This is a genomic window from Streptomyces sp. LE64, from assembly GCF_052606915.1.
Map to the genome: position 1 here is coordinate 3307715 of NZ_CP199708.1, position 25461 is coordinate 3333175.

Sequence of the window (25461 nt, forward strand, 5' to 3'; positions counted from 1 at the left end):
GCACCGTCCGGGGCACGCCCGTACCCCTCGTGACGGGTGTGCCCGCTCGCTCCGTGTCCTGACCGGAGGGGCCTCACCCCGTCCGGACCGAACCCGCTCCCCGGGTTCCTACCCACACCGTTCCATCCACCGAAGGAAAGCGCCATGCCCAAAATCTTCGTCAACTACCGCACGGGTGACGCGGAGATCACCGCGGGACTCGTACAACGTGAACTGTCCCGGGTGTTCGGGGACGACAACGTCTTCTTCGCCAGCAAGTCGATCGGATCCGGCCACCGGTTCCCCCAGGAACTCCTCACCGCGGCCCGGCGGTGCAAGGTGCTGCTGGCGGTGATCGGGCCGAAGTGGCTGGAGGCGCGCTCCGACGACGGTCGCCCCGCCCTGGAGGAACCCGAGGACTGGACCCGCAGGGAGATCCTGGAAGCACACGAGACCGGAGCCGTCATCCTGCCCCTGCTGGTGGGCGAGAGCGCCCGCCTCCGGGGCGAGGACCTTCCCCCCGAACTGGGCCTGTTGGCCGAATGCCAGTACCTCAGGCTCAAGCACCGCGACACCACGGCCGACCTCTCACGGCTGATCGACGACCTCACCCGGCTCGTGCCCGACGCGCTGCCGGCACCGCGCGTGCCGCAGGGCGGCGCGACCCCCGTCGAGGAGCCGAGGACGGAACCGGTGGACGGTCGACCCGCCCGCATGCGGGCCGGGGTGATCAAGCACCGTCAGCGGGGCGGTATCGGGAACCTCAACGGCGACCTGGGGACGTTCGTCAGCGAACCCCAAGGTCCCGTGCACACCGGGAGCGGCCACCTGTACCAGGCTCACGAGCAGCACCTCGGCCCCCGGATCTCCGGTGACCGGCAGGCCGTCAACTACGTCGCGGACAACCACGGAACGGTGTCCCAGCAGTCGGAGCGCGAGGCCCCCCACGCGGCCGGGGAACGGTGAGCGGCCCGAACGCGACGGTCAACGACCCCCGGGGCCCGGTCCACACGGGCAGCGGGAACCAGTACATCTGGATGGTGGGCGAGAACGAGCGTCTGGTCAGGGCGGGACGGACCCGGCTGACCATCGTCCGCGAGCACCGACGGAGACTGGCCCGCAGTTTCGTGCGGCCGGGCGGATACACACGTGCCGCCGGGCACCTGGCCGAACCCGGCGCGGTGGTCCTGCTGTCCGGTTCTCCCGGTACCGGCAGACGCACGGCCGCCACCATGCTGCTGGAGGAGGTCCGGGGCGTCACCGCCCCGGTCGAGGACCTGCCCTCGACCGGGGACGAGGAGGCGCCGGGTGTACTGGCCGGAGGGCGCTACCTCCTGGACCTTTCCGACGTCGCGGACACCGACATCGCGTCCGCGCAGGACGTCCTGATGCGCTACCGATCCGAGGTCGAGCGCCTCCACGCCCGGATGGCGGTCGTCCTCCCGTCCGGGTCGGAGTGGATGCTCCGGCCGGACCTGGCGCCGCTGGTCGTCCGTCTGGAACGGCCCTCGGGCCGTGCCGTCTTCTGTAGGTGCCTGAAGGCGAACGGCATCGAGATCGAGCCGGACCTGCTGGACGACGTGAAACTGCGCCACATGTTCGAGGCCGCCCCCCTGCACGAGCTGGGCCGGCTCGCCGCACGGGTGGTGGACATCCGTGACAGCGGTCGGTACGGGGCCTCCTTCGCACGATGGTTGGAGGAGGCGGTCAAGGCCGCGACGGACCGGGCGGGCGAGGTCGCGGCGCAACTGCGCGAGCGCCGCGGCGCCGGGCAGCGGGCGTTGCTGCTGAGCACCGCCATGTTCAGCGGAGGCTCCGCCGAGGTGGTGCAGAGCGCCGGTCGACTCCTGCTGGAGACCCTGGAGATCGAGGACGACGACCGCGGCCTCGACCGGGCGGACCTGAGCGAACGGTTCGAGAAACTGTCGGTGGAACGCGACCTCGACGGTCGGGTGAGGTTCGCCCGCCTCGCGTACGACGGCGCGGTGCGACGGCACTTCTGGGAGAACTTCCCCGATCTGCGGGACGCCTTCCGCAGTTGGACGGCCGGATGCGTCCAGCTGCGGGAGCTGACGGCCGAGGACCGGATGAACCTGGTGGGGCGGTTCGCGGAGGAAGCCCTCGCCGCAGGACGGCCGGACGACCTGTGCACCCTCGTGGAGACCTGGACCCGGGGGCCGGGACGTCGATTCCGGGCCGAAGCCGCCGCGGCCCTGGAGCAGGGACTCAGCCACGAACGGTACGGTGCCCGGTTCCGCGAACGGGTACGGGTGTGGGCGGCGGGCAGCATCCCTCCCGACCTGGCGCGCGTCCTGACCGACGTCTGTCAGCAGGTCATCGCCGCGACCCATCCGGAACAGGCCGCGGTCCGGCTGCGCCACCTCGCGCTCCGCCAACAGGGGCCGGAAGGCGCTGCCGCCCGAAGCGCGCTGCTCGACATCGCCCGGAACGACGCACAGGTCTTCGTGCGGCTGACGGACCGACTCGTCAAGCAGCCGCTCTCGGACCCCGCGGTCGAGATCCTGCTGGGACTGCTGGATCCCCAAGGGCTCCGCATGGGGCTGCCGCCCCAGCAGTTCGTCCTGGCCTGGCGGGCGGTCCTGCTCACCAGGACGAGCAGGGAGTGGGCCCCCCTGTTGTCCGACTGGCTCACCGCACTGGTCGTGGGAGCTCACCCGGAGGACCTGGTCACCCGCGGGGTCCTCCTGGCGACCGGCGGCGACCGCTCCCTGTTGCACGCCCTCTACGCGACGGCGTGCGCCTGGGAAGGAACTCCGTCCGCACCACGACCCGGAGCGGACCCGCCGGCAGCGGCACGGGCACGGGTCGCGGAACGGTTCTGTCAGGAAATCGACCGGGTGCTCGGTGTGGCGGAGGAGCCCTCCACCACACCCGGCCCACCATGGACAAGGGAGTACGCATGAGCCCCCGCACCCTGCGGAGTTGGCTGTCCATCGGACCCATCGTCGGTACGCTCGTCATCGTGGCCCTGCTGGACTGGCCGGGTTGGTCGTGGTACGCCCTCCCCGCGGTGGTGGCGGCGGTACTCCTGCTCGCCTTCCTGGTGCCGGACCTCGGGGAACGCGTCCTGACGGCGGCGCAACCGGAAGGGTACGAGGACGACTTCGTCCCACCGACCGAGCCCCCGTTCCTGGAAACGGTCGTGTCCGACGTCCAGGTGCACAGCGCGGTGGACGGGTATCCGTTCCTGTTCTCGGCGGTGGTCCGCTGGCAGCCCAATCCGGCCCGTGCCGCCACCCCGCGGGGCGACCTCCCGGCCATGGCGGTGGCAGCCCTCCTGAGCCGGGCGGAGCAGCACACCCGCGCGGAGCACCCCGACCGGGGCGAGTTCCTCGGCCACTGGCTCGCAGGAGTGCTCGGGATGCCCGCACTCGACGACTCGGGAACGGTGGTCGCCTACGCCACCCAGGTGCGGATCGACCTGAGGCACGCCGACCGGACGCGGCTCGCCGAGTTGGAGGAGCTCCGGAAGAACAGGAGTCTGCGAGACCTCCAGCGGGAGGAGGAACGCGAGCGCCGTGAGTACCTCGGATCGGAGGTCCTGAAGTCCCCGGGAAGCGCCGTGGTGTGGTGGCTGTCCCGGCACGAGGAGGAGACGGAGCGGGCGATGGCGATGATCGGACCGTTGACGTGCCTCTCGGCCGTCGCGAACGACCAGGAGATCCCCGAGCGGTACCGGGAAATCCTCGACCCGGAGCCGTCGTCCTTCGCGAGCGAGCCGAGCGGAGGCTTCGAACATCCGGAACCTCCGGACGGGGCCGCTCCCCGAGGAGGCGCCGCGGACGCCGGGCACGAGCGCATGGCGAGCATGCTGGGCGAGATGGAGTTCCCCCAAGGCGACGACGAGCGCGCCGCCTTCGCGTACCGCCTCGCCCGGATGCGGAGGGCACCCGGCGGTCCGGAGACGGCCGATCACGTCTTCGGCAGGGCCGCGGGACCGCCGACCGGTGATCACGGTGCGACGGCGGCGCAGCCCGGGGGCGACGAGCCTCCGACCGCATGGGGGGTACCGGACGAGGGAGCCCGGGACGCGGTCGGGGGAACGCACCCGGCCGAGGACCGGAACACCACCCACGACACCGGCGCCCGCCCGGCGGCTGACCTCTGGTTCCAGAACGGCCAGGACCGTGCGTCCGAATGACGTCCACGGGCGAGTGGCGCCTGGTGACCCCCGCCCGACACCGCCCCCCCGTCCCCGGCTTGACTGGAGCTGCCGGCGCCGAACGGGCCCGGCAGCGCAGGGGGACGCATGGGGACCTGGACACGGCGAGGCCTACTGACCGGAGCCGCCGCCGCGGGGTTCGCGCACACCGGGGGCGCCGCACCCGCCCGGGCCACCGGTCGGGCGCGGCACCCCCGACGGGACGAACTGACGGCACGCCTGCGGGCGTTGCCCGGCCTGCGGGTGGTCGAGGAACGGGCGGACGCCCCACCGGGCTACCGCCACCTCGTCCTCGGGCTGTGCCAGCCGGTCGACCACGCCCGTCCCCGGCGCGACACCTTCGAACAGCGGCTGACCCTGCTCCACACCTCCGCCACCCGCCCCACGATCCTCTTCACCACCGGCTACGAGGCGGTGCTCGCCCCCCCGGCTCACCGAAGCGGCCACCCTGCTCCACGGCAACCAGGTCCAGGTGGAGCACCGCCACTTCGGCACCTCCCGCCCGCCGGGCACCGACCTCACCCACCTGACGATCCGACAGGCGTCGGACTCGGCAGCAGCGGACCCACTCCGGCCGCCCCTCGGGACGCAGCCTCACGGGCCTTCTGCGCCCTCTCGTCGCCACTGACGGTGAGGGCGCGGCTGCAGCGCGGAAGCAGGTGCCCACGAGACACCGCTACGGACGGATTCCAGCCGCTCGCGAGAGTGGAAGAGGTGTCGAGCCCGCCGTCCTACGACGGGCGGCGCGGTACGAACGCGCGAAGGAGAGCTCTGCCGTTCCCGGGAACTGCAACCACTCACGTCGAAGGGCCCCGCCGCAAGCGGTGGGGCCCTTCGACGTGAGTTCCCGGTGAGGCACTGGCGGAGGATGCGAGATTCGAACTCGTGAGGGTTGCCCCCCAACCCGCTTTCCAAATGTTCGTACGGGGGTCCGGCGCGGGCCGTACCCGTCCTGACCTGCGGCGGAGCGTTCGGGGTGGACCCGTCCGGACGGGCCTGGACGGTGGTGAATGAGACCAGAACTGAGACCACTAAGCGCTGCACTGAGCCTGGTAGCAGGCTGGCTTTGCTCAGCTTTGAACTGCACGGACGCCACGGACGCGACCTGGGCGATCTCGCTGGAGTGATCGGAGTCCTCCAGATGCGTGGTGCCCTCGCGGCATCCTGCTGCCGAGCAGTTGGCGGACCTCCATGACCGTCCAGAACATTTGTCTGCCGTCGGCCTGGTAAGAGTGCATTGCCATGAAGTCTTCATTGCAGTTCTATTGAGGCATGCCATTGCCCGTACGCGTGATAGCCCCCGGTCACCTTGTGGCGCTGCGGGAGCAGGCCGGGCTGTCGAAGGCGGAACTTGCGCGGCGGATCGGGGTGTCTACGCGCATGGTGTTCTTCTATGAGAACGGACGCCACACGCCGACCCCGCAGCGGTTGCAGAAGATGGCTGCGGCGCTCCGCTGCGATGCGGAGGAGCTCACTGGGGTCCGCCGTGGAGACGAACGGCTCGTCGACCTGCGGTTCGGTGCTGGCCTGACGCTCGACCAGGTGGTGGAGCTGCTACGTCGGACGGCCGTCGGGCGTGACCTCTATCTGTCGGCTCCGAGGCTCTCTGCCTTGGAGCAGGGGCGACCCGTGCTCGGCCGGAATTGGCGCGACGGTGATGTGGTGGGACGGCTCCCTGCCGCGTTGGCCAAAATTTATGGTGTGCCCGTGCGCATGGTTGTGGATGCCTGGATGCGTACCCGCCCTGACGAGCCGGCGCCGGTGCACCCGAGGAGGCGGGCTCAGGAAGGGGCGAGCGGCTCCGCCGATGCTGCCTGGGAGTCTTTGAACGAGCGGCAGCGGGTCTACCTCGGTGAGGTCTTACGGGACGAGTGTATGACGGAGACAGAGATGTGGATGCGCCGGACGCATCATCTGCCCGCGCCACGCCCAGCGGAGTGGCGCAAGCTTCCTCTGGCTCTTCGTGTACCAGCGCACCTCGTGGGCTATACGCGGCTCCAGGAACGGTTGCGACGTAGTGGAGTTCACGACCCCGGAGTCGGTGCGACAGTGCATGCCTTGGAACGCCGAGGACTGCTGGTGACCAGTACTGACGTGGTGCAGCATCCGGTAGCTGGCGAGGTGACTCGCGTTCGAGTGGAGCTGACGAGGCGAGGCAGGGCCGCCGCGCGCGCCGGACTGGGCGAGCCCGCGGAGCAGCAGCCGGACATGCCGCTGTTGTCCGAGTGGCTGTGGGGCGTCATGGCCCGGGTGGCTGGGGCAGGCCCGGACGGGCTGGAACGTGACGCGCTGTCTGGGAGGGCTCCGTTCTACCTGGGCGTTGGCTACAAGAACAGGTCCGCGGGGCGGCCGAGCCGGGGATTCATCGACGAGGTGCCGGTACTCGCGGACGGCGGGAGTCACGTCACTGGCTACCGGTGGAAGCTGACCCCGGTGGGCTTGCGACACGCAGCTGAGTACCTGGAGGAGTACCGCCGACGCTATCCGCGAGTCGATACCACAGGTATCGCGACGCTCGCTGACGAACCCTCATAATCCTTCAGTTCCATACGAGGCCAGGCGAATTGTCAGTGGCGTCTCTTACCCTCTGGGCTCATGACGAACGCGACGAACAATGATGTTCGGTCGGTCGACGAGCTATGGGTGAAGTCCCTGGTGGCGCGCTCGGTGCTGCGTGCTGCCAACGCGATGACGGCCCCCGACAAGTCGCCCTCCCACCGTCTCAGGGTCTTGATGGAGTGTCACGGAGAGCTGCTCGCCGCGCGGGGCCCAGGCAGCGAGCTGTCCTTTGCCGACTTTCGACGCCAAGTGCGTGGTGACCCCTCCCAGCTCCTGCCCGAAGGCGTCCCTGGGTGGGACGTCGACGAACTATGCGTGGTCGATACCGACGGGCACGTCACGGAGGACGCCTTTGACATCGCCGCAGAGCAGCGCCTGGTGCTCCGCATCCTGCAAAAGAGAGGCCGGGGCGCTGGCCTGCTCAGCGGGCAGGACTTGGACGACGAGGTCGCGCAAGAAACGGCCTTCGCCCAGCTGTGTAAGGCGGGCAACCAGAAGGTCTACGAGAGCGGACGTACCGATCTGATCCGCTACCCGGCGGGACCGGTGAGCGAACTGAGCGAGCTGCGGCTGCCTCCGCTGGTCGTGGACCTGTACAAGGACATCCCCTATGCCTCGAGGTACCGGGGCTGGTGGTTCGCGTGCCCCGTGTGTCGGTGGCCGATGCGCGTCGCTCTGCGCCGCGAAGCGGGTCAGCAGGTCGGCGTGGTCGACTGCTGGCACGAGCCGCACCAGCAGATGGGTGCCACCTACCGCTTCCGCCCCGTCGAGGGGATCGTGCCGCCCGAACTACTGCCGGGACCGCCCCCGCCACCTCCGGACGACCGGGAAGCAGTGCTCTGGCCCGACGTGGAGTACGTCCCGGAGGCAAGACCTGTTGAGGGGCACAAGGCCCTAGTGCGGGGCGTGTGGCGGTACACCTGCATCCCCGGACTGCCGGAGCTGGCACTGCGGGACCGGCTGGTCGAACGCGGCCTGAAAGTGGATCTCTGGCCCGCCCTGGACGCCTACGACCTGTGCGTGCACGTCGGGCGTAAGCGGACGAGGAAGAAGGAGCAACTGCGCGTCGACGTGAAGGACTACACCTCGGGCACCGCGCTTGCGCAGCTGATCCACGCGCAGGAAGGCGACAGCGGGGGAGCGGAGTGGCTGGTCATTCCAGACCACCGCGCTACTCAGGTGCACCTGCTGTCCGGAGTGGGGAAGAAGTACGGGCTGAACGTAGCCACGGCGTCCGAGTTCGGCGCGATGGTCTGCGAGCGTTCGGGGGTGGCCTGGACGTGAGCGAGCCTTCCGTGGAACAGACGACGCTGTGCGCCTCCCTCGCACTGGCCGCCCACTACTTCCCCGAGACGTCTGAGGACAGCGATGCACCCGCTGCCCCCTTCCGGAAGGCGGCCTTCCTGCTGTCCGGGCAATTCCGGGCCTGGGACCGGTGGCCGGAGTTGACGAGCGAAGAACGCGGACGCATCGTCGACGTGTACCGCAACGCTCCCGGCAAGTTCGGCGACCTACGGAACTTCACCCCCGCCGCCCGGGCACTGCTCACGGATCTCGGTGACGAGGACCCTGGTGAGCCCCAGAAGCTGCTCACCTTCGAACCGGCGGGCGGAGACCCGCTCACCGCCGAGGCAGCCGTTCCGCGGGTCGGCGGTGACCTGCTGGCTTACGTCGATCGACAGATTGCCCGGTACCGGCGGCCCAGTGCGCGGCCGAAGCCCCCCGAGTTCGCCGGCCCCGGATTCTGGAAAACGGGGGAGATCAGCGTGCAGGGCGTCGGCCAAGTGCATGGCCAGCTGACGATCCCCACCTATCCCGGCTTCACCGAGGCATTCGGCCATGACCGGCTGCCCCATGTCGACACCGCGTCCCCGCTGGACGACCTCCGTATTCCTACGGACGAGCTGCTCGAACTGGCCGCGCAGATCGAGAGCCGTGAGCCGGAGGAGAAGCGCTATCTCCATGCGGTCCTCAAGGGCCTGTTCTCCGTCCTGCAGACCTCCGACTCCATCAGCCCGCAGGAAGCGCTGCGCATGACGGCTGGGGGACTGGAGATCTTCCACGCGCCGACCGGGACGGGCAAGAGCGTCTTGGTGCGCGTCCTGGCCGCATGGTTCGCCCAGCAGGACCACCGGGTGGCCATAGTGCTGCCCGACATCAAGGCGGGCCTGGCCATCACCCGCAGGATCCAGTCCGATCTGCGCGTCCTGCAGGATCTCGACGTCATCAAGCACGAGACCGGCTGTGCGCACCTGATGTCGTCATCGGGCATGCACGACCGTGCGCACAAGCTGGCCCGGCTCATCGACGAGGACCCGCAGACACCGGGAGAGTGGGGCGAGAACGGCGAACGGGACGTGGACCCGCTCTCCTACGGGTGCGCCCAGCAACCACTGCTGGAGTCCAACGCCGACTACCCGCCTGGGCGGGAGCCCTGCCTGTCTCTGTACCGGCAGGAATTGGGCGCGTCCGCCTGCCCCTGGATTCCCACGTGCGGCAAGTTCGCCCCCGTGTACGAAGCCTGCTCGGCCCACGTGGTTGTGACGAACCACTTCGCCTTCCTCAAGGGCAACCTGCGGATCGGCGTGAACCTGGACGGGCGTCCCGTCCAGGGGGTGAGTGTTGCCGAATTCGCGCTGCGCACCTGTCATGCAGTCCTTGTCGACGAAGTCGACCAGTTCCAGTCGAGGGCAGTGGACCAATGTGCCGGCGAGGTCGTCCTTCACTCGCGGAGGCACTGGACGGCGGCCCCGCAGGAGATGGACACGGATGCGAAGCGGCTGCCGATTTCGGCCGAGGCCAACCTGCTTCCGTCGGTCGGCCAGGTACGGCTGATGGCGGAGTTCCTGCTGCTCGCCGTATGCAGCAACGCGCTGCGCCTGGACGTCAGGGATGACGAGCGCGCGAGGAACCGCGTGCCGGACCGTACCGGGCTGCGCTGGCACCTGGCCCGCGGCCGTGACCGGCAGCTGATCCGTCTGCTCTGGCCGGACCTGGCCACCTCCGGGGAGGCGGATCTTCCAGCCGACCTTGCTCGGCGCCTCCAGGACCTCATGCCCGCCCGCTACCTGCAGCCACGCGCCACGGAGACCGATCCGACGGAGGTGGGATGGGATGAGGTGCGCCGCGCTCTGGAGGCGTTGGTGGCTCCGCGCGGCCAGCAGCTGCTCGACGCCGTGAAGCTCGATCTGCACCGGCTGCTGGAGTCACGGATGAAGGGCCCGCATCAGCGTGCCCAGGCAGTCAACTTGCTCGTCACTCGGGCGACCATGACAGAGTTGGACGAAGCACTCTCCGAACTGCGCGCCTGCGTACAGCATTACCGCCCCTCCGGGCTTCGCTCCGCGCAGCGGATCGCGGAGACGCTCAGTCCGAGCGCCGTCTCGGCCGTCCTCCCGCTCGGCCTGTTGGGGCGCTCGATCACGGGATATCGGGTAACCGGCCTGGACAAGCGGGAGAGCGAGGCCGAGCTCGTTGCGCAGAGCATCGCGGGCGACCCGCACACCTTCACCGCCGAACTGGGCCGCGTCGTCTCACTGTGCCTGGCCGGGGTCGAGCGTCCCGTCATGGGGTTGTCCGCCACGGCGTACTTTCCTCAGGCGGTGCGCGAGCACGTCCACGCGCCCGTGCGCTGGTGGATGACCGATGCCCAGGCCCGTTCGATCCGCGCTCGGCGCCACCGGATCGAGTACGGCGAGGGACACCCCATGTACGGCGAGCCGATCAAGATTTCGGGCCAGCACCCCAGCCGCAAGAAGGGCGCCTTGATCGAGCTCGGCACGGAGCTGTACGACCAGTACATCCACCGGGAGCTGGAGCGGCAGCGTGCCAAAGACAAGGACCGCGCGCACGTCCTGGTCGTGGCCAACTCCTACCAGCAGTGTGCCTGGCTAGCCCGAGGCATCGCTCAGGCCGGCACCTACCGCGAAGGGCTCTGCGTGGCCGTGCGGGACGGCGACCGGCACAACCCTGACCCCGACCTGCCTCGGGAGAACATCGCCACTCGCCTCACGGCCGAGCAGTTCGAGGACTTCCCCGCGCACGGCAACGTCCTGGTCGTCCCCTTGGCCCTCATCGCCCGCGGTCTGAACATCGTCGTCGGTATCCGCTCCGCCGTGCGCTCGGTCTACCTCTGCGTCCGACCTTTGGCATTGTTCGCCGAACCCGCGGAGATGTACGCCAGCGTCAACGCTGCCGGGCTGCACGCACTCCCAGAGGGCGGCGCCGCCGACCCCGACGACGCGCTGAAGGAAGCACGCGCCGCCGCGTGGCAGCGGCTCGAACTGATCCTGCGCGCGACACCCCAGTTCACCTCCATGCCGAAGTCGCTCCAGGAGGAGGTCGTCGCGGGTGTCGTCGTCGACCTGATCCAGCTGGCCGGACGGGCACGCCGGGGCGGCACCGAGGCCGTCCTGCACCTGGTCGACTACGCCTTTCACGAGGACACCTGGAGCTCCGACCTGGAAACCGTGCTGCGCCGCATCCACGAGCAGTGGCCGCCAGCGGTGAAGCGACAGATGAACGACCTGTACGGGGAAGCCCTGAACGCCTTCCTCTCCTACGCGGGCATCGAACCGAACCTCACCCACTGAAATGAGAAGAGAAGAGTGAACGACCAGAACCTCGAGCCGGGCAAGTACCTGCACGCACTGGCCTACCGCTGCACTCCCGCTCTGGTGGGGGACGCGACGGTTCACCTGCGCCGGCTGGACACGGAGACGGCCAAGCTGTGGGGCACCTTCACCAACCAGTGCAGGAAGCGCTTCGGCAAGGAAGAGGCCCAGGCGCCATACAGCATCGCCACGACCGTGCTCCAAGTGATCACCGGTGGGTACGTGCACTTCGAGCCCTACGGTCCGGCGCCGTTCCTGGTGTCCCGACAGCCGATCGACAGCAATCTCCTGTCCAAAGCCTTCGCCCTGACCCACGGCCTCGCCCTCGGCCAGCCGGTCGAGACGATCGACCTGCGGCAACCACCCGAGCTCGCACGGCGCATCGCGCGGACTCCCGAGCGGGAATTCGCGCTGAAGGAGCACCTGGCAGGGGCCGACGGAGAACAGCCGGACGCCCCGAACTGGCTTTACCAAAGCGCGGGTTGGGGGCTCGCGGAGCGTCTCGCAGCCGTTCCCTTCCAGCTCTCCAACGGTCGAGAGATCATGCTGCGTCCCGACACGACCGGCGGCCTGGTTGCGTTGGACGACCCTTGGGAGAACGAGGGCGGCGGTCGCTACGCCGTGTGCCGCACGGCGGTGCGGCTGAAGACGCTGCCGAACGTGCAACACCCTGTGTTGCTCCTGGATGCGCGCGTCTCTCGTATTTCGTCCTCGCTGATCTTCAGCTCCACGGCACTTGCCGTCCAGCCCGGTGAGGGTCACCCCATCCTGGAGGTCAAGCTCAACGGGCGGGGTGGAATGAAGACGATCCCGCGGCAGACCCTGGAAGCACTCGGCCGGTTGGAGATGGACTACTCGATTCTGCAGTCCATCGCGAAGCGTTCCCAGCAGGAGCAGAAACTTCGCGAACAGGCCAGGGCCTTCAAAGAGAGGCTTCAGTTCCCCCGCGAACACCCCGGCCAGATCTGGCCTATCCCAGCGAAGAACTACCAACACCCCATCGGAACCGGCGTCGGCATGCACCACCTGCGGCTCCTACGCGCCCACGCAGACGCGGCCTTCGGCGATGATGCCCAGCGCCTATCCATGCGCCAGTCCACGATGACCCTGCCGCGACGCCCCACCGACCCTGAGAAGGTCTCGGCCCAGGAGTACAAGCGCCGGAAGGAGGAGCGCGAGCTGACCGGCAGCAAGGAGCCGCTGCTCTCACGGGGCAGCCTCTTTCCGTCAGCAGAGTCGCTCTGTGCCTCCGTCGACGAGGCCGGCTTCAAGAAGCTCCGCATCGCTTGCCTCTGGTACCGGGATGAGACCCGGCAGCGCATGCTGCAGACGTTCTGCCACGCGTTCGGACTCAGCCCCGCCGGCCTGGACACCCAAGAAGGCGTCGAGCTCGACCTCTACCAGGGACGCATCACCGCCGCCTTCCACTACGTGCCGGACTTCTTGCGACCAGGTCGCGGGCGGGACCGGGCAGAAGCACTGGGGGCCGTTGGTGCCTCACTCAGGTCTCGCGACGGAGTCCTGGTCGGCGCATGGTGTGAGACCGAAATTCCGCACGCCGACGACTTCCCTGGTATCGACGCTCGCGACCTGGACGATCTGGACGCCAAACCGCAGACCAAGGCCGTCATGGCCCGCCTCGACGTCCCGTCGCAGTACCTGAAGGGCCGCGGGAAGGAAGGCGTCATCGAGCCGAACAGCGAGGACCACGCGGCACAGATGGCGCTCCTCGACCTGTACCGCTCGCTCGGTGTCATCGACGAGCGGATCTCTAACGCCCTTCAGAGCAAGAGTTCGTTCCCGGTCGACCGGCTGGCGCATGTCGGCGTGCATGTGCGACAGCAGAATCGGCGCTACGGCGAGAAGGGCGAGCCGAAGATCGTCGTTACGGCCACCGCGCTGGTCCCACCACAGTCCTCGCAGGGAGCATGGTCCCTGCTCGGCTGGAGCTCCGCGGCCCCGGTATGGCGGCCGTATCGTTCGGCTCAGAACGCCTTCCACACCCACCCGTATCCCGAACCCTCCGCAGAGACTACGAGCTATCGGCAGAAGTGGGACGGCGCTGCCGACATGGTGGAACGCGCCTTGGGCGACCTTGCCGACGAACTGGACGGCGTGCCCTACACGGTCACAGTGGATGCACAATCTGCGCGACGCATGTGGGAGGGCCTGCAGAACGTACGCCTCGGTGAACATCTCGGGCAGGCAGGAACTGATGGTAAGAGCAGCCGATACCAGCTCCCTGGGGCACGGCTCGGCCAGGACGCCCCGCTGGCCGTCATCCGTCTCAACACGGAAGACGAGGAGGTGCCACAGCCCGTCAGCGTTACCCACCTGGGCAAGAAGGAAGGTGCCGAGCCGGTCGAGAAGGACACCTCGACGCTGCTCTTCGAAGTCGCTACGGACTTCGGAACCCCGGTGTGGCTGCTGTGCAACGTGCCTCGCGCCTACGACGGCAGCGGCGCCGGCCGACTGGGCTCCAAGCGCACCCGGTGGGAAGCGGAGAAATCTGTGCAGTCAGAGGACCGGTCGAAGCGCCGCAAAGGCGAGATGCCGCAGAATTTCTACGCCATGACCGCCACCGAGATCCTCCCCATCGGGGGACCCTCCGACGAGGCACGTGAGGCGCTGTCGGCCATGACCGCACGCCTGTGCCACCAGACCCTCTTCTGGTCCGACCGCTCCCGTTACCCGGTGCCGCTGCATGCGGCACGGCAAATGGACCTCGACCACCCGCAGTACCGGCGCGAGGTGGCTGATGCGGAGCCAGGAAGTGGGGACGAAGGCGAAGAAGCGGAAACAACCGTGTAGAGCAGCGACGCCGTGAACTGGTGAGGGGATGGAACAGTTCGCTCTATCTATCCCCGAGGCAATGGGCGTGGGCCATCGCCTCTGAAGGAACCTCATGGAGTGCTCAGTTCCATCAGCTGGTTTCGCAATCACGGGGCGACGGGATCAACAGACCTGGCTCAATGGACCCATGGAGATGGGTGAGCACTGGGCCTACCGAGCGAGGCCGAAGGAGCTGGGCGGCCCGGTTCGGCGGGTCGGGGTCGTACGGGTAGGCGGTCGTGGCCGGGCTGATTGGCTCCACGTGCGGTTTCTCGACGGTGACGACGCCGGACTGCAGGAGTGGGTCGACACGACTTCCCTTGTGGCGCGCTGGGAGGAGGTCGAGGCGTTTCGTGCGGACGACGCGAGCGAGCTCGCTCTGGCCGAGGCGTCGCGGCACGTGCGGGGGAGTGCCGACTTCGAGGCTGCACGGTTGATCCTCGGGTTCGTCCGCCCGAAGAACAAGCTGCGGCTGCGGCGCAGTGTCGCGGACGCAGGGATCCTGGAGATGGGCAGTCTCGACGGCAGCGCTCCCCTTGTCGGCATGGATCTCGCGGAGCTGCGAGGCGATCCGATGGTCTACGAGAACCGTGACGGCCTGTGTCTGGCTGGGTGGCCGGTCACCGAGCGCATCGCGCACCAGGTGGCTGGCCGTCTCGCCGACGACATCCTTCCGGAGGTGGACCGCAGGCAGCAGGCCATCGATCAGGAGCGCACGCAGTCCTCCTGGTACTCCTACAGCCGCCGGGACGACCGCAAGCTGGACGCGGAAGCGGCCGTTCTGCGGACCGTTCGTGAGTGGTGTGGCCAGGACAAGGCCGAGCGCTACGACGAGCTGGTTGCCCCTGCGGGACGAGGTCGTCCGGCTCGGGAAGCTCGTGGAGAAATCGGTGAAGGCCCTACGTGACCGCGGGCACGGTGTCATCGCCTCCACCATTGAGCGCGACCTCGGGGTCCATGTCTCCAGCCTTGGTCCAGACGTTCGTCGGTGAAGCCGCGCCACCGCTCAGGTTCCGGCTTGGGCGGTTCGGCTTCCGCCTTGGGCTCTTCCGTCTTCGGTGGCTTCTCTTTCTCCGGCCGCTGCGGATGCCATCCGTCGAGGAAGGGCCGTAGCTGGTCGCCCGTGGGTTCCGCGTGGAGGCTGTGGGCGGTCAGGATCCTGCCGGCCACGGTCGGGTCGATCTGGTCGGCCTCCGTCCTCCCCCACGCTGACCACTCACGCAGTCGTCCGGCTTCGTGGGCGTCGTCCGAGGTGGAGGCGGCCTCATCGAGCGTGGCGCAGAAAGCCCGCATCTCCGCCGCGGCCCGCCACTGCGCCAGGGCGGTGCCGAACCGGTCGACCCGTACGGCATCCACTGCCTTGATCGTCGCGACGCTGAGCGCCGCTTCCCACTCTCGCTGCGTACGCTCCTTCTTCTCCGCCGCCTGGCGGCGGCGCTCCTCTTGCTCCGCGGCCTCCCGTCGGCGGCGTTCCTCCTCCTGCCGTTCCCGCTCCTCACGCTGCCGCCGCTGTTCCGCCTCCCACGCCAGCCTGGCCTGCTCCACTTGCTCCGCGTGGGCCTTCAGGGCTCGGAGGACGGCGTCGATCTGGTCCTCCAACGGCTTCTTTGCGCTGTCGGCCCATTCCTTCTTCCAGCCGTACCCAGAGCCTTGGCTCACGTGCAGTTCCAGCTCGCCGGATGGCTCGAACCGGTGCGCAGGGGTGACTCGCTGCCAGTCGTACGTCCGCCGGCCCGGCTGCGTGGGCACGTACCGGACCTGCTTCTGCCGTTCCTTGAAGCTGATCTCGTATGTCCTGCTGTGGACCTTGAGCAGCGGCCTCGGCTGCCTGCGCTTCTTCGACACCGCGATGTCGCCGTGCAGCGCCCGGGCCTGCTCGGCGAGGAGCCGAACGAGGGAGAGCACTCGTGGGAGTACTTCGTCTGAGATCTCGAAGGCGCTGTGGTCTGCGGTGACCGCCGTGATTACGTCCTCGATGTCGATGATCACTCGGCTGCGGGCCAGGCGGATCCGGTTCCACTCGGTATCATCCTCGCCTGTCACCCGGAGCAGGCCGAGGAAGAAGTCTCCCTTCGCCCGCCCGCTGTACTTCAGGTGGTAGCCCTCCGGCGCACACTGCCGCGCGGCGTCGAACGCCCGGCGATAGCGGGCCCGCTCCCCGTCGCTCGGGTCCGGGATCCGAAGAAACCGACCGGCCTTCTGCACCTCCGCGATCAAAGCCGCGCCGATTTCCGCTGGCGACTGCCGTGGCGGCTTCGCCGGGCGTGCCGGCGCCGGCTTCGCCTCGGGTGGGGGCGTCGCCCCGACGGGGAGGTGCCGCAGCCTCCGGTGTCGGCTCGGCGGTTGCCGGTCGTTGCTTGCGCGGGGCCGGCTCGGGCCGGTCCGGGTGGTGGCCGTGTTCCAGGTAGAAGCGACCGTCGTCGGTGATCTCCGCCTGCCACTTCCCACCATGCTTGGGCATGGTGATGAGGCCCCGACCCTTGAGGGCACGGGCGGTGTGGGCAAGTTCCGGGCTCGCCGAGGTGACGGGATCCGTTCCCTCTCCGATGCGGGTGAGCAAGGCCAGCTGTCGATCGTTGAGCGGCGACCATCGGTACATGGTGACCGTCGTACCGGTCCCGTCGAGCGCCTACAAGCAGAATGGCGATGTTCCCGCCTCCGCCTGCCGAGCAAATCCACGACGTGAACTTCCGACTGCGCCTTCTGGGGGGGAGCCGGACCCGCTGTCGGCCAGAATGCGAGCCAGGAGCTGACAGGCCCTCGTGGGTTAGACCGCTGCTCTGGTGTTTGAGCCATGGCCGCCGTGTTGTCGTCGCGCACTCGGGGCTGGCTGGATTACCGGCCGCTCGGAGGCTTCGGCCACGCGCTGCCCTCCTTCGCGGCGGTGAGGATGTCGCCCAGGCGGAGCCAGGCAGTCGGCCCGGAGTAGGAGGCGGGGCTGGTGGCGAAACGCGCCCAGGCTTCCTCGTCTTCGCCGAGCGCGGTCGTGACGACTGACGCGACCGCGGCGTGAGCCGTGCCGTGCTCGGGACCACCGACGGTCAATGCGGCCCAAGCGGGCAGCGCGCAGATGAGTTTCGTATCGCACTCGGGGAGTCTGAGCACTTGCCGAACCCATGCCTCGCGGAGGTGAGGGCCGCCCCCGAGGCGCTTACGCAGGCCAGCGGTGACCTGGAGCAGCGCCTCCTGTGGTGAAGAGTGCCGTCCCAGCACGTCGGAGAATCCGAGCTTCGGCCGGTAGCTGTCGCGATTGACGAACGACAGCAGCGCCTTCTCGACGAGCTCATCGTTTCCGGCGTGGCGGGAGAGATAGTCGTCCAGCACTTCGTCGGAAGCGGTTGCCAGATCTCGTACGGTGACCTGCTGTGGATCGCCGAGCGCCGAACTGCGGGCAGCTGTGGTCGGGTCCCCGAGGATCCGGTCGATGGCGGTGCGAAGATCGGCAAGCTCGCGATCGTGCTGATCTGTGGCGAGCTCATTGACCTCCCAGCTTCGACGAGGCTGTGGTCTCGCATGCCGTAGGACAGCACGAGCCTTGTCCTTCACCTCGCTCGTCACCTGAGGGAGGTGAAGGAGCATGGAGTGCAGCCATCGCAAATCGCGGGGAGTCCGTCGGCCAGGCTCAGGGTCGGTTTCCCAGAGCTCCAGAGCCTCTTCGGCTACTGCCGCGAAACGCTCGCCGAGCGCCACCAGCAGTTCCTGCGGCGCGCGCCAGGTGTGCGCGCGGCCGAATCGGTCCTTGGCGTCGAACGGGGTGAGGAGGTGTCGCCAGGAGGTGGCGGCCCTGGACTCCACCCAAAGGACTGCGGCCCGCAGCCCCGCGGAGCGGACTTCAGGGGACTCGTCGAAGAACTCCTCGACGTGGCGGCGCTCCTTCGGGGACAAGGATGCGAACCCACCGGCAAGCCGCGAGCGCACATCCGCCTCCGAGGCGCCATCCCGGAGTAGCCGACTCATGCGCGTGATCAGGGAGGCGCGAGGGAAGTCCGCAAGGTCGCGAACGGCGATCTCTTCGAGGAGGGAGCCCTCGACGTCCCAAGGGATGGTGCCGAGCAAGTGCCTCCGGATGTAGTGGCTCGCTCGGGTGCCCTGCGCCCACTCGATCAACTGACGATGACGGTCGATATGGACTCGCGTGATCGCCTCCCACATCGAGCTGCCCGCGTCCAAGGTGGCCATGTACGCGTCGAATCGGGCAATGACATCGCCGTCCCCCTCGTCCAGCCGTGGGGAGGAGGGAAGTACGGGCAGCAGGCCAAGAGCGGCGGCGAAGACCGAGTCGTCGAGCATCGGCTCACGGAGGATGACTTGTGCCGTGCCGGGATTTTCAAGGAGCGCCGGCGTCATCGGCTGGCTATGCGGTCCACGCCGACGCAGCTCGCTGACAACCGCCGCCGTCAGTGTCGGCCCGCGGTCCCGTCGGCCGAGTGCGCTGAGTTGGGCTACGGAGCAGCGGCGCAGCGTCTCCGCGCGCAGTTCGTCCGGGCATGAAGGATGGCCGAGCGCCGCGGCGGACAGGTGCATCGAATAGCTCGCGTAGGAGGCGGCCTGCTGCCGAAGGTCGCTGTCGATCGCGGCGCTGAGCATCCATTCAGGAGCGGAGGCACTGAGCGCCCCACGAAGAAGCGCGAGCAGGAGGTCGTCGCGCGCGCTTCCCTCAGGTAGCTCGTGTGCTCGGGCCACCGCCATGCCGACGGGCGGTGAATCCGGCCCGGACTGCGCGGCGATGGCACGTAGGAACTCGATGGGCAGCCCTGAACGTGGCTCTTCGACGGTCATGGTTCTTCCCCCACGTTGATCACAGCACGTCCGCCCATGGTGAGCCACACCACTGACAGCGCGGGCGATATGACCTGATCAGGTCAGGGACGTGGTGGAAATTCAGCCGCGGTCCGACAGGGCTGTCTACTCCAGGTGCTGCACCGCCTAACCTGCGGAGCATGATTCGTGCGGTGGTGTTCGACGTGGGTGAGTGTCTTGTCGACGAGACCCGGGAGTACGGGACCTGGGCGGACTGGCTGGAGGTGCCGCGGCATACCTTCGCGGCGATGTTCGGGGCGGTCATCGCGCAGGGGCGCGACTACCGCGAGACGTTCCAGGAGTTCCGGCCGGGGTTCGATCTGACCGAGGAGCGCGAGAAGCGCGCGGCGGCCGGGAAGCCGGAATGGTTCGGCGAGGACGACCTCTACTCCGATGTGCGCCCCACGCTGGCCGCGCTGCGGGAGGCCGGCCTGTGGGTGGGCATCGCCGGGAACCAGACCGTGCGTGCGGGTGGCCTGCTGCGCGGGCTGGACCTTCCGTCCGACCTGATCGCCACCAGTGACGACTGGGGGGCGTCGAAGCCGGACGTGGAGTTCTTCGACCACGTCATCAAGGCGACGCCTGCCGGGCCGGGCGAGATCCTGTACGTCGGCGACCGGCTCGACAACGACATTCGCCCGGCCGTGCAGGCGGGGCTTCTGACAGCTCTGATTCGGCGTGGGCCGTGGGGCACGATTCAGCAGCGTGACCCGGACGCGGACTCGATCACCACGATGCGCATCGACTCGCTCGCGGAGCTGCCTGAGAAGATCGCCAAGTTCAACGCTGGAGAGCGCTGACAGTCGTTCCCCAGTCGTAGAGACGATCGTCGAGGTCTCGGACGCACTGCTCGTTCTGCCATGGGGCGAGCGTGCGTCGGACCTCGCGGATACGCTCCATGCCCGTGGCGTACCAGGTGATGGCGAGCTGGTCGAGGGCTTGCACGGCGTACCGGCATGCCGCCTCCGGGTGGCCGTCCGCGGCTTCGACTGCGGCGAGATCACCGAGGACGACCGTGCGCTGCTTGTCCGACTCGGGCGGCAGATCGTCGAGAACCTCCTGAAGAGTCTGGCGGGCTTGTGGCAGGTAGCCGGCCTTCAGCTGCGTGTTCCCCTTGAACGCGGACAGGCGCACGGGGCTGAACCAGTCCAGCCACTCAGGGGTGGGGTGCTCGGAGCCAGAGGAAAGGGCGTCCTCGGCGTGTCCGATCAGGCGAAGCGCGGCGCGAGGGTCGCCGCATCGGGTCTCGCATTCCGCCTCGACTGCATCCAGCCATGCCCAGTGCTCCGCGGAGGCGTCTCCGCGTCGAGCGTAGGTGCGGGCGGCCATCATGCGCTCGATCGCCGCTTCCCGGTCATCGGTCCAGCCGGGGATAAACGCCATGTGGGCGAGGATGGCCGATCCCAGGAGGGGGGCGTCGGCTTCGCCCGCCGCTTGCAGGGCACGCAAGAGGGTTTCCGAGGCTTGGTCGGGCTGGCGTAGGTCGAAGAACTCGATGCGCCCGGCCAGTAGATAGGACTCGGCAAGGGCGCCGGCCAGGGTCTGGCGAGCAGGGTTCGCCGTCTCCGGCAGGAGAGCGCATCCCAGACGGGCGTGCTCCAGCACTGCGGGGTGCAGTACGGCGGGCGCTACGGACCAGTAGAGGTGCCGGTGAGAACGAGTGACGGCCTCGAAGTCCATGCCCACTGTAACTGGCTGCGTTGCGGGGCCAGCCTGGGCGGGGACGTTAGCTAGCCGCGCTCCCTTCAGAGGCGCATGCGGGGTGTTGCGGACCGTCGAGCCCGCGTGGCGGCTCTCATTTCCCCAGGGCGGGGTGAATCCCAAGTCCTCCATGCTCTGGCCCAGGAGGTGGGTCAGGACTCGGTGGACGTCAGGCTGAGGCCAGGGTGGTGTGGCGGACTCCCAGCGTCGGATCTGACGCACGCCAACAGCAAGCCCCCTGATGCCCAGCTTGGGTGCCGTCTTGGTGATGGCGTCGGCCAGAGCCTGTTGTGAGTTGTATCCGGCCGCCAGGCGGGCGGACTTGAGTCGGGTGTTGCCTGCGGGACGGGACATGGATCTCCTCCGGGGACGAGTTCTCGTCAGAGAGTGACATGCGATGTCCCCGCCGCGGCGCAAAATCATCCGCTGGATCCCAACAAAGCCCTGTGGAAGTCCTCTTGATGACCTGTCAGAGCCCTCGAATAGGACCTGGAGGGCCAGGAAGATGGCATCCACGGGCCGAGGACATCGGCCTCGTCACCACCCACGGCACCTACCGCTCGTCCAGGCGTTCTGCGCCTGCGCTCATCCCCTTCTGTCCACCCTGAACGGGAGTTCGTGATGCTTCGCACGAGCACGACCATCGACAACAGCCACCTCGTCATCGAGACGGGCGGTTCCGCCCCGGACGCCACGACCATCGTGGAGCGCAAGGGCCTCGGCCATCCGGACACCCTCGCCGATCAGCTGGCCGAGCGGCTGTCCCGCGCGTACAGCGCCTACACCGTGCAGAACTTCGGCGCGGTCCTGCACCACAACTTCGACAAGCTCGCCCTGCTGGGCGGAGCGAGTGAGGTCCGGTACGGCGCCGGCCGCATGACCGCCCCGGTCCGGGTGCTCGTCAACGGCCGTGCCGCGCCCACGTGCGGCGGTGAGCGGATCCCCGTCGAGGAGATCGTGGAGGCCGAGGTGCGGGCGTTCTTCGCCCGCCGGCTCCCCGAGGTCGCCGACCACCTCGACATCACCTTCAACATCACCAGCAACTCCAGCCCCGGTGCCGTCCTCACGGGCGACGAGGTGCCCGACCGGACACGCTGGTTCAACCCGCGGTCCATCGACGACCTCCGGGAGCGGCGCGTGCGGCTCTCCAACGACACGTCGCTGGGCACCGGCTGGGCGCCGGAGAACGTCTTCGAGTCCTTCGCGCGGGAGCTGGTCGACCACTTCTCCGGGGAGAGCGACTTCACCCTCTCCCACGCCTGGTGTGGATCGGACGTGAAGCTCATGGGCTACTGGGACGGGGAGCGGGCGGATGTCGTGCTCTGTGTGCCGCAGAAGTCGCGGCTCGTCGCGAGCCGAGCGGAGTACGTCCAGAACACAGAGAGCGTCCTGGCCGAGTGCTACCGGCTCGCCGGCCTCCACCTGCCCGGCGCCGAGGCGAGCTTCCGGCTCAACGCACGCGACGTGCCGGAGAAGGACGAGCTGTACCTCACCTACACCGGGAGCTCGATCGAGTCCGGCGACGAGGGCGTCGTCGGCCGCGGCAACCGCGTCAACGGGCTCATCACCCCCCTGCGACCGATGAACCTGGAGGGCGCCAACGGCAAGAACCCCGTCTACCACGTGGGCAAGCTCTACAACATCGCCGCCCGCCGGCTCGCTCAGCGGCTCCACGAGGCGACGGGAGGGCACGCCGAGGTCCATCTGGTGAGCACGACCGGGCAGCGCCTCGACCAGCCGTGGCGTGTGCTCGTCCGTCTGTCGTCCCCGGACGCCGAGGTGGACAAGGTGCAGGCGCTGGTGGCGGAGGCGCTGGGCGAGTTCCCGGCGCTCACCGACGAACTGGTCTCCGACGGGATCGTGCTGAGCTGATGAAGAAGCGGATGCTCGGCGAGGTCTCCCCGGAATGTCGGCGTCGGCTGGTCACTCACTACGGCCCCGAAGTCTCCGGGTGGCTCGATGCGGTGCCCACCCTGCTGGAGGAGGCTGCGGATCGTTGGAAGCTCACCCTCGATGGCTACCACGACGCCGGGTATGCCTCCGTGGTCGTCATGGCCGGAACCCTCGAAGGTCGTCCGCTGCTCCTCAAGGCGTGGGCCGATCCCACGCGGTTCCGCAACGAGGTCACCGCCTTACGTCTGTGGGCGGGCGGGCCGACCACAGGCGTCGTCGAGGCGGCGGACGACCTGGCCGTGGCGGCCCTGGAGATGATCGGGGGCCGCCCCGGTGGCGACGAGCGGCCGCCTCGGGAGCTGCAGACCGTGGCCGCCGCCCTCCAGGGCCTCCACACCATCGGCCGGCGCCAGCGCCGACCGCGTGAGCTTCCTTCCCTGACCTCGTACCTGCATCAGGAGGTACGTCCGAGGGTGCGCCGCCGTCTGGAATCGGTCGATGCCGGCCAGTGGCAGGAGCATGTCGACGCGGCTCTCCCGGCCCTCGTGACCCTGGAGGAGGACGGCGGTCGGGCGACGGTCCTGCACGCGGATCTCTACCGCGAGAACGTGCTCTTCGACTGGCTGGGCCACCCTCGCCTGATCGACCCCCTCCCGATGGTGGGCGATGCGGCCTTCGACTGGGCCTTCTGGACCGTGTACTACGAGCTTGGACACGGCACGGACGCCCGCCTGGCTGCTGCCGCCCGGATTTCCCGCATCCCCGTGCCCGTCCTGGCGCCATGGTGCCGAGCCCTGGCCCTGGACGGCCTTCTCTTCTACCTCGAAACCGGTGATCCGCGCGGAGTGACGATGGCCGAAGTCCTTGCGTGGCTGTCGGCGCCGACCCCAAGGAGCCGAGTATGACGACCTACGTCCTCCGTCACGGACAGACGAATTACAGCCGGCGCTACCTGGTCAACGGCGACCCGACGAAGCCCATCCGCTTGAGCGAGGACGGCCGTCGGTCGCTGAGCAAGGGCTGGAGCAGCGTTCCCCTCCACAGCGTGAAGACGTGGCTGGCCAGCGATTTTCCCCGCGCCCAGCAGACCGCCAACCTGCTGATGGGAGTCCCCGGACCGGAACTGATCACCGATCCGCGGCTGAACGAACTCGACTACGGGGAATTCGAGGGAAGCCCGTTCCTGGAATACGCCGTCTGGCTCGACGGGCACGGCGCCCACGAGCGGCCGCCCGGCGGCAGCGAGTCGCAGCGCGAGGGCATCCGCAGGATGCTCACCGGGGTGCTCGCGGCCCTGGAGCACCCGGGCCCCCGCGTCCTGGTGGCCCACGGCCTGCTGGTCTCCGTGCTGCTGTGGCACCGCGAACGGACTCCTGGCGGGGCCATGTCCCTCTTCTTCCCGGAAGCCCCGTACATCGAGCCCGTCGCCATCCCCGATGACGAGTTGCCGGAATTCATTGGGGCCCTGATGAACGATCTTGAAACTGGCGTTCTCGATCACGCGGTCGGCTCCGGTGGCAGGAAGGTAATGCGGATCGGCGAAGGGGCCGCGGTTGCTACCGTCGATCCCGTATCCCACCACTCGCCGGATCAGAAGGATCTTCCTCATGCATGATGCCCGCGCCCTGATTGAAATGGGTGCCGAAGCGGTTCGTCGGCTCGCTCGTCGCGGTTACTCCCTGGACCTGTCCGAGCTGGAGTCCCTCCAGTCTCGTCGCAACCAGAGCATCCGCTCGGCCGATGAGCTGCGGGCCGAGTCCAAGCGGGTGGCGAGTGAGGTTCAGCAGATGGCCAAGCAGGGCGGCGACATCAGCAAGCTGAAGGAGCGCGCCCGCGAGATCAAGGAGCAGGTCCGCGACATCGAAGCAGGGCAGGAAGAGATCGAGGCCCAGCTCCGTGATCTGCTCCTGAGCATCCCGAACCTGCCGGACGATTCAGCGCCTGATGGCGACTCCGAGGAGTTCGCCATCGAGATCCGGCGCCACGGCACGCCTCCAGCGTTTCCGTTCGAGCCGAAGGACCACGTCGATCTCGGAGAGGCCACGGGCATCCTCGACTTCGGCCGCGCGACGAAGCTGTCCGGCCCGCGCTTCGCGGTCTCCCGCGGCGCCGGCGCCGCCCTGGAGCGGGCCCTGGCCACGCTCTTCCTCGACATCCACACCCGCCGACACGGGTACACCGAGTACGCGGTCCCCTACCTGGTCACCCGCAAGACCATGACCGGTACCGGACAGCTCCCGAAGTTCGAGGAGGACCTGTTCAAGACCGGCGTCGCCGACCGCGAGCTCTTCCTCATCCCGACGGCCGAGGTCCCGCTGACCAACCTCTACGCCGACGAGATCATCCCGCCCGCCGAGCTGCCGCTCGCGTTCACGGCGCACACCCCGTGCTTCCGGTCCGAGGCCGGCTCGTACGGCCGCGACACCCGCGGCTTGATCCGCCAGCACCAGTTCGCCAAGGTCGAGATGGTCAAGATCGTCGACCCGGAGACGGCTGACGCCGAGCTGGAGACGATGGTCGGCCACGCTGAGGCGTGCCTCAAGGAGCTCGGCCTCGCCTACCGGGTCATCAAGCTGCCCGCCGGCGACACGGGCTTCTCCGCCCAGCTCACGTACGACCTCGAGGTCTGGATCCCGAGCCAGAACACGTACCGCGAGATCTCCTCGGTCTCCAACTTCGGCACCTTCCAGGCCCGCCGGGCCAACATCCGAACCCGAGGCGAGGACGGCAAGCCCAAGCTCGTCGCCACCCTCAACGGTTCCGGCCTGCCCGTCGGCCGCACTCTGGCCGCGCTCCTGGAGCAGTGCCAGCAGCAGGACGGCTCGATCGTCCTTCCCGAATCTCTCTTCCCGTACCTCGGCTTCCGCCGTATCTCGGCGGACGGAACACCGGAGGCATAAC

16 protein-coding genes and 1 pseudogene are annotated in these 25461 nt (G+C 68.6%); 14 read left to right on the forward strand and 3 right to left on the reverse strand.

What is annotated here, in order from left to right; genetic code table 11:
- Positions 1-144 precede the first annotated feature (144 nt).
- The 9 genes and pseudogenes from ACSMX9_RS14990 to ACSMX9_RS15030 all read left to right on the forward strand — a co-directional run bounded on the left by ACSMX9_RS14990 (position 145) and on the right by ACSMX9_RS15030 (position 15158).
- Complete coding sequence (locus ACSMX9_RS14990) at positions 145-945, forward strand: toll/interleukin-1 receptor domain-containing protein (RefSeq protein ID WP_445402795.1); 801 nt, start codon at positions 145-147, stop codon at positions 943-945.
- Positions 942-2903, forward strand: a complete 1962-nt coding sequence (locus tag ACSMX9_RS14995) for a hypothetical protein (RefSeq protein ID WP_445402796.1) — start codon at positions 942-944, stop codon at positions 2901-2903. The genes ACSMX9_RS14990 and ACSMX9_RS14995 overlap by 4 nt, the downstream gene beginning before the upstream one ends.
- Positions 2900-4141 carry a hypothetical protein gene (locus ACSMX9_RS15000; RefSeq protein WP_445402797.1) on the forward strand — a complete coding sequence of 414 codons (1242 nt, stop codon included), beginning with the start codon at positions 2900-2902 and terminating at the stop codon, positions 4139-4141. The genes ACSMX9_RS14995 and ACSMX9_RS15000 overlap by 4 nt, the downstream gene beginning before the upstream one ends.
- 108 nt (positions 4142-4249) lie before the next feature.
- Positions 4250-5005: a hypothetical protein gene (locus ACSMX9_RS15005; protein ID WP_445402798.1), complete on the forward strand. Its 756-nt coding sequence runs from the start codon at positions 4250-4252 to the stop codon at positions 5003-5005.
- Positions 5006-5434: 429 nt separating this feature from the next.
- On the forward strand, positions 5435-6697 hold the full coding sequence (locus tag ACSMX9_RS15010; protein WP_445402799.1) for a helix-turn-helix domain-containing protein: 1263 nt from the start codon (positions 5435-5437) through the stop codon (positions 6695-6697).
- A 60-nt stretch (positions 6698-6757) separates the two neighbouring features.
- Positions 6758-8005, forward strand: coding sequence for a restriction endonuclease-related protein (locus tag ACSMX9_RS15015; RefSeq protein WP_445402800.1), 1248 nt, complete (start codon positions 6758-6760; stop codon positions 8003-8005).
- Positions 8002-11313, forward strand: a complete 3312-nt coding sequence (locus ACSMX9_RS15020; protein ID WP_445402801.1) for a hypothetical protein — start codon at positions 8002-8004, stop codon at positions 11311-11313. Before ACSMX9_RS15015 ends, ACSMX9_RS15020 begins: the two co-directional genes overlap by 4 nt.
- A 15-nt stretch (positions 11314-11328) precedes the next feature.
- Positions 11329-14145, forward strand: a complete 2817-nt coding sequence (locus tag ACSMX9_RS15025) for an RNaseH domain-containing protein (RefSeq protein WP_445402802.1) — start codon at positions 11329-11331, stop codon at positions 14143-14145.
- 169 nt (positions 14146-14314) lie between these two features.
- Positions 14315-15158, forward strand: a pseudogene (locus ACSMX9_RS15030) (PE-PGRS family protein).
- Here the strand turns inward: ACSMX9_RS15030 and ACSMX9_RS15035 are convergent.
- Positions 15088-16371, reverse strand: coding sequence for a hypothetical protein (locus tag ACSMX9_RS15035; RefSeq protein WP_445402803.1), 1284 nt, complete (start codon positions 16369-16371; stop codon positions 15088-15090). The pseudogene ACSMX9_RS15030 and the gene ACSMX9_RS15035 sit on opposite strands and share 71 nt — an antisense overlap.
- Before the next feature lie 630 nt (positions 16372-17001).
- Complete coding sequence (locus tag ACSMX9_RS15040) at positions 17002-18945, reverse strand: hypothetical protein (RefSeq protein WP_445402804.1); 1944 nt, start codon at positions 18943-18945, stop codon at positions 17002-17004.
- 161 nt (positions 18946-19106) lie between these two features.
- Here ACSMX9_RS15040 and ACSMX9_RS15045 point away from each other — a divergent pair, with 161 nt between their 5' ends.
- On the forward strand, positions 19107-19766 hold the full coding sequence (locus tag ACSMX9_RS15045; RefSeq protein ID WP_445402805.1) for an HAD family hydrolase: 660 nt from the start codon (positions 19107-19109) through the stop codon (positions 19764-19766).
- Here the strand turns inward: ACSMX9_RS15045 and ACSMX9_RS15050 are convergent.
- Positions 19747-21021, reverse strand: a complete 1275-nt coding sequence (locus ACSMX9_RS15050) for a transcriptional regulator (protein ID WP_445402806.1) — start codon at positions 21019-21021, stop codon at positions 19747-19749. The genes ACSMX9_RS15045 and ACSMX9_RS15050 overlap by 20 nt on opposite strands.
- A 267-nt stretch (positions 21022-21288) precedes the next feature.
- On the opposite strand from ACSMX9_RS15050, the gene ACSMX9_RS15055 reads away from it, so the two are divergent.
- From ACSMX9_RS15055 to serS, 4 genes are read left to right on the forward strand one after another with little or no spacing between them, the layout of a single operon-like run.
- Entirely contained in the window at positions 21289-22539 is a 1251-nt protein-coding gene (locus ACSMX9_RS15055) for a methionine adenosyltransferase (RefSeq protein ID WP_445402807.1), read from the forward strand.
- Positions 22539-23465 carry an aminoglycoside phosphotransferase family protein gene (locus ACSMX9_RS15060; protein ID WP_445402808.1) on the forward strand — a complete coding sequence of 309 codons (927 nt, stop codon included), beginning with the start codon at positions 22539-22541 and terminating at the stop codon, positions 23463-23465. Before ACSMX9_RS15055 ends, ACSMX9_RS15060 begins: the two co-directional genes overlap by 1 nt.
- Entirely contained in the window at positions 23462-24175 is a 714-nt protein-coding gene (locus tag ACSMX9_RS15065) for a histidine phosphatase family protein (RefSeq protein ID WP_445402809.1), read from the forward strand. The genes ACSMX9_RS15060 and ACSMX9_RS15065 overlap by 4 nt, the downstream gene beginning before the upstream one ends.
- On the forward strand, positions 24168-25460 hold the full coding sequence (gene serS / locus ACSMX9_RS15070) for a serine--tRNA ligase (protein WP_445402810.1): 1293 nt from the start codon (positions 24168-24170) through the stop codon (positions 25458-25460). Before ACSMX9_RS15065 ends, serS begins: the two co-directional genes overlap by 8 nt.
- Position 25461: the final 1 nt, after the last annotated feature.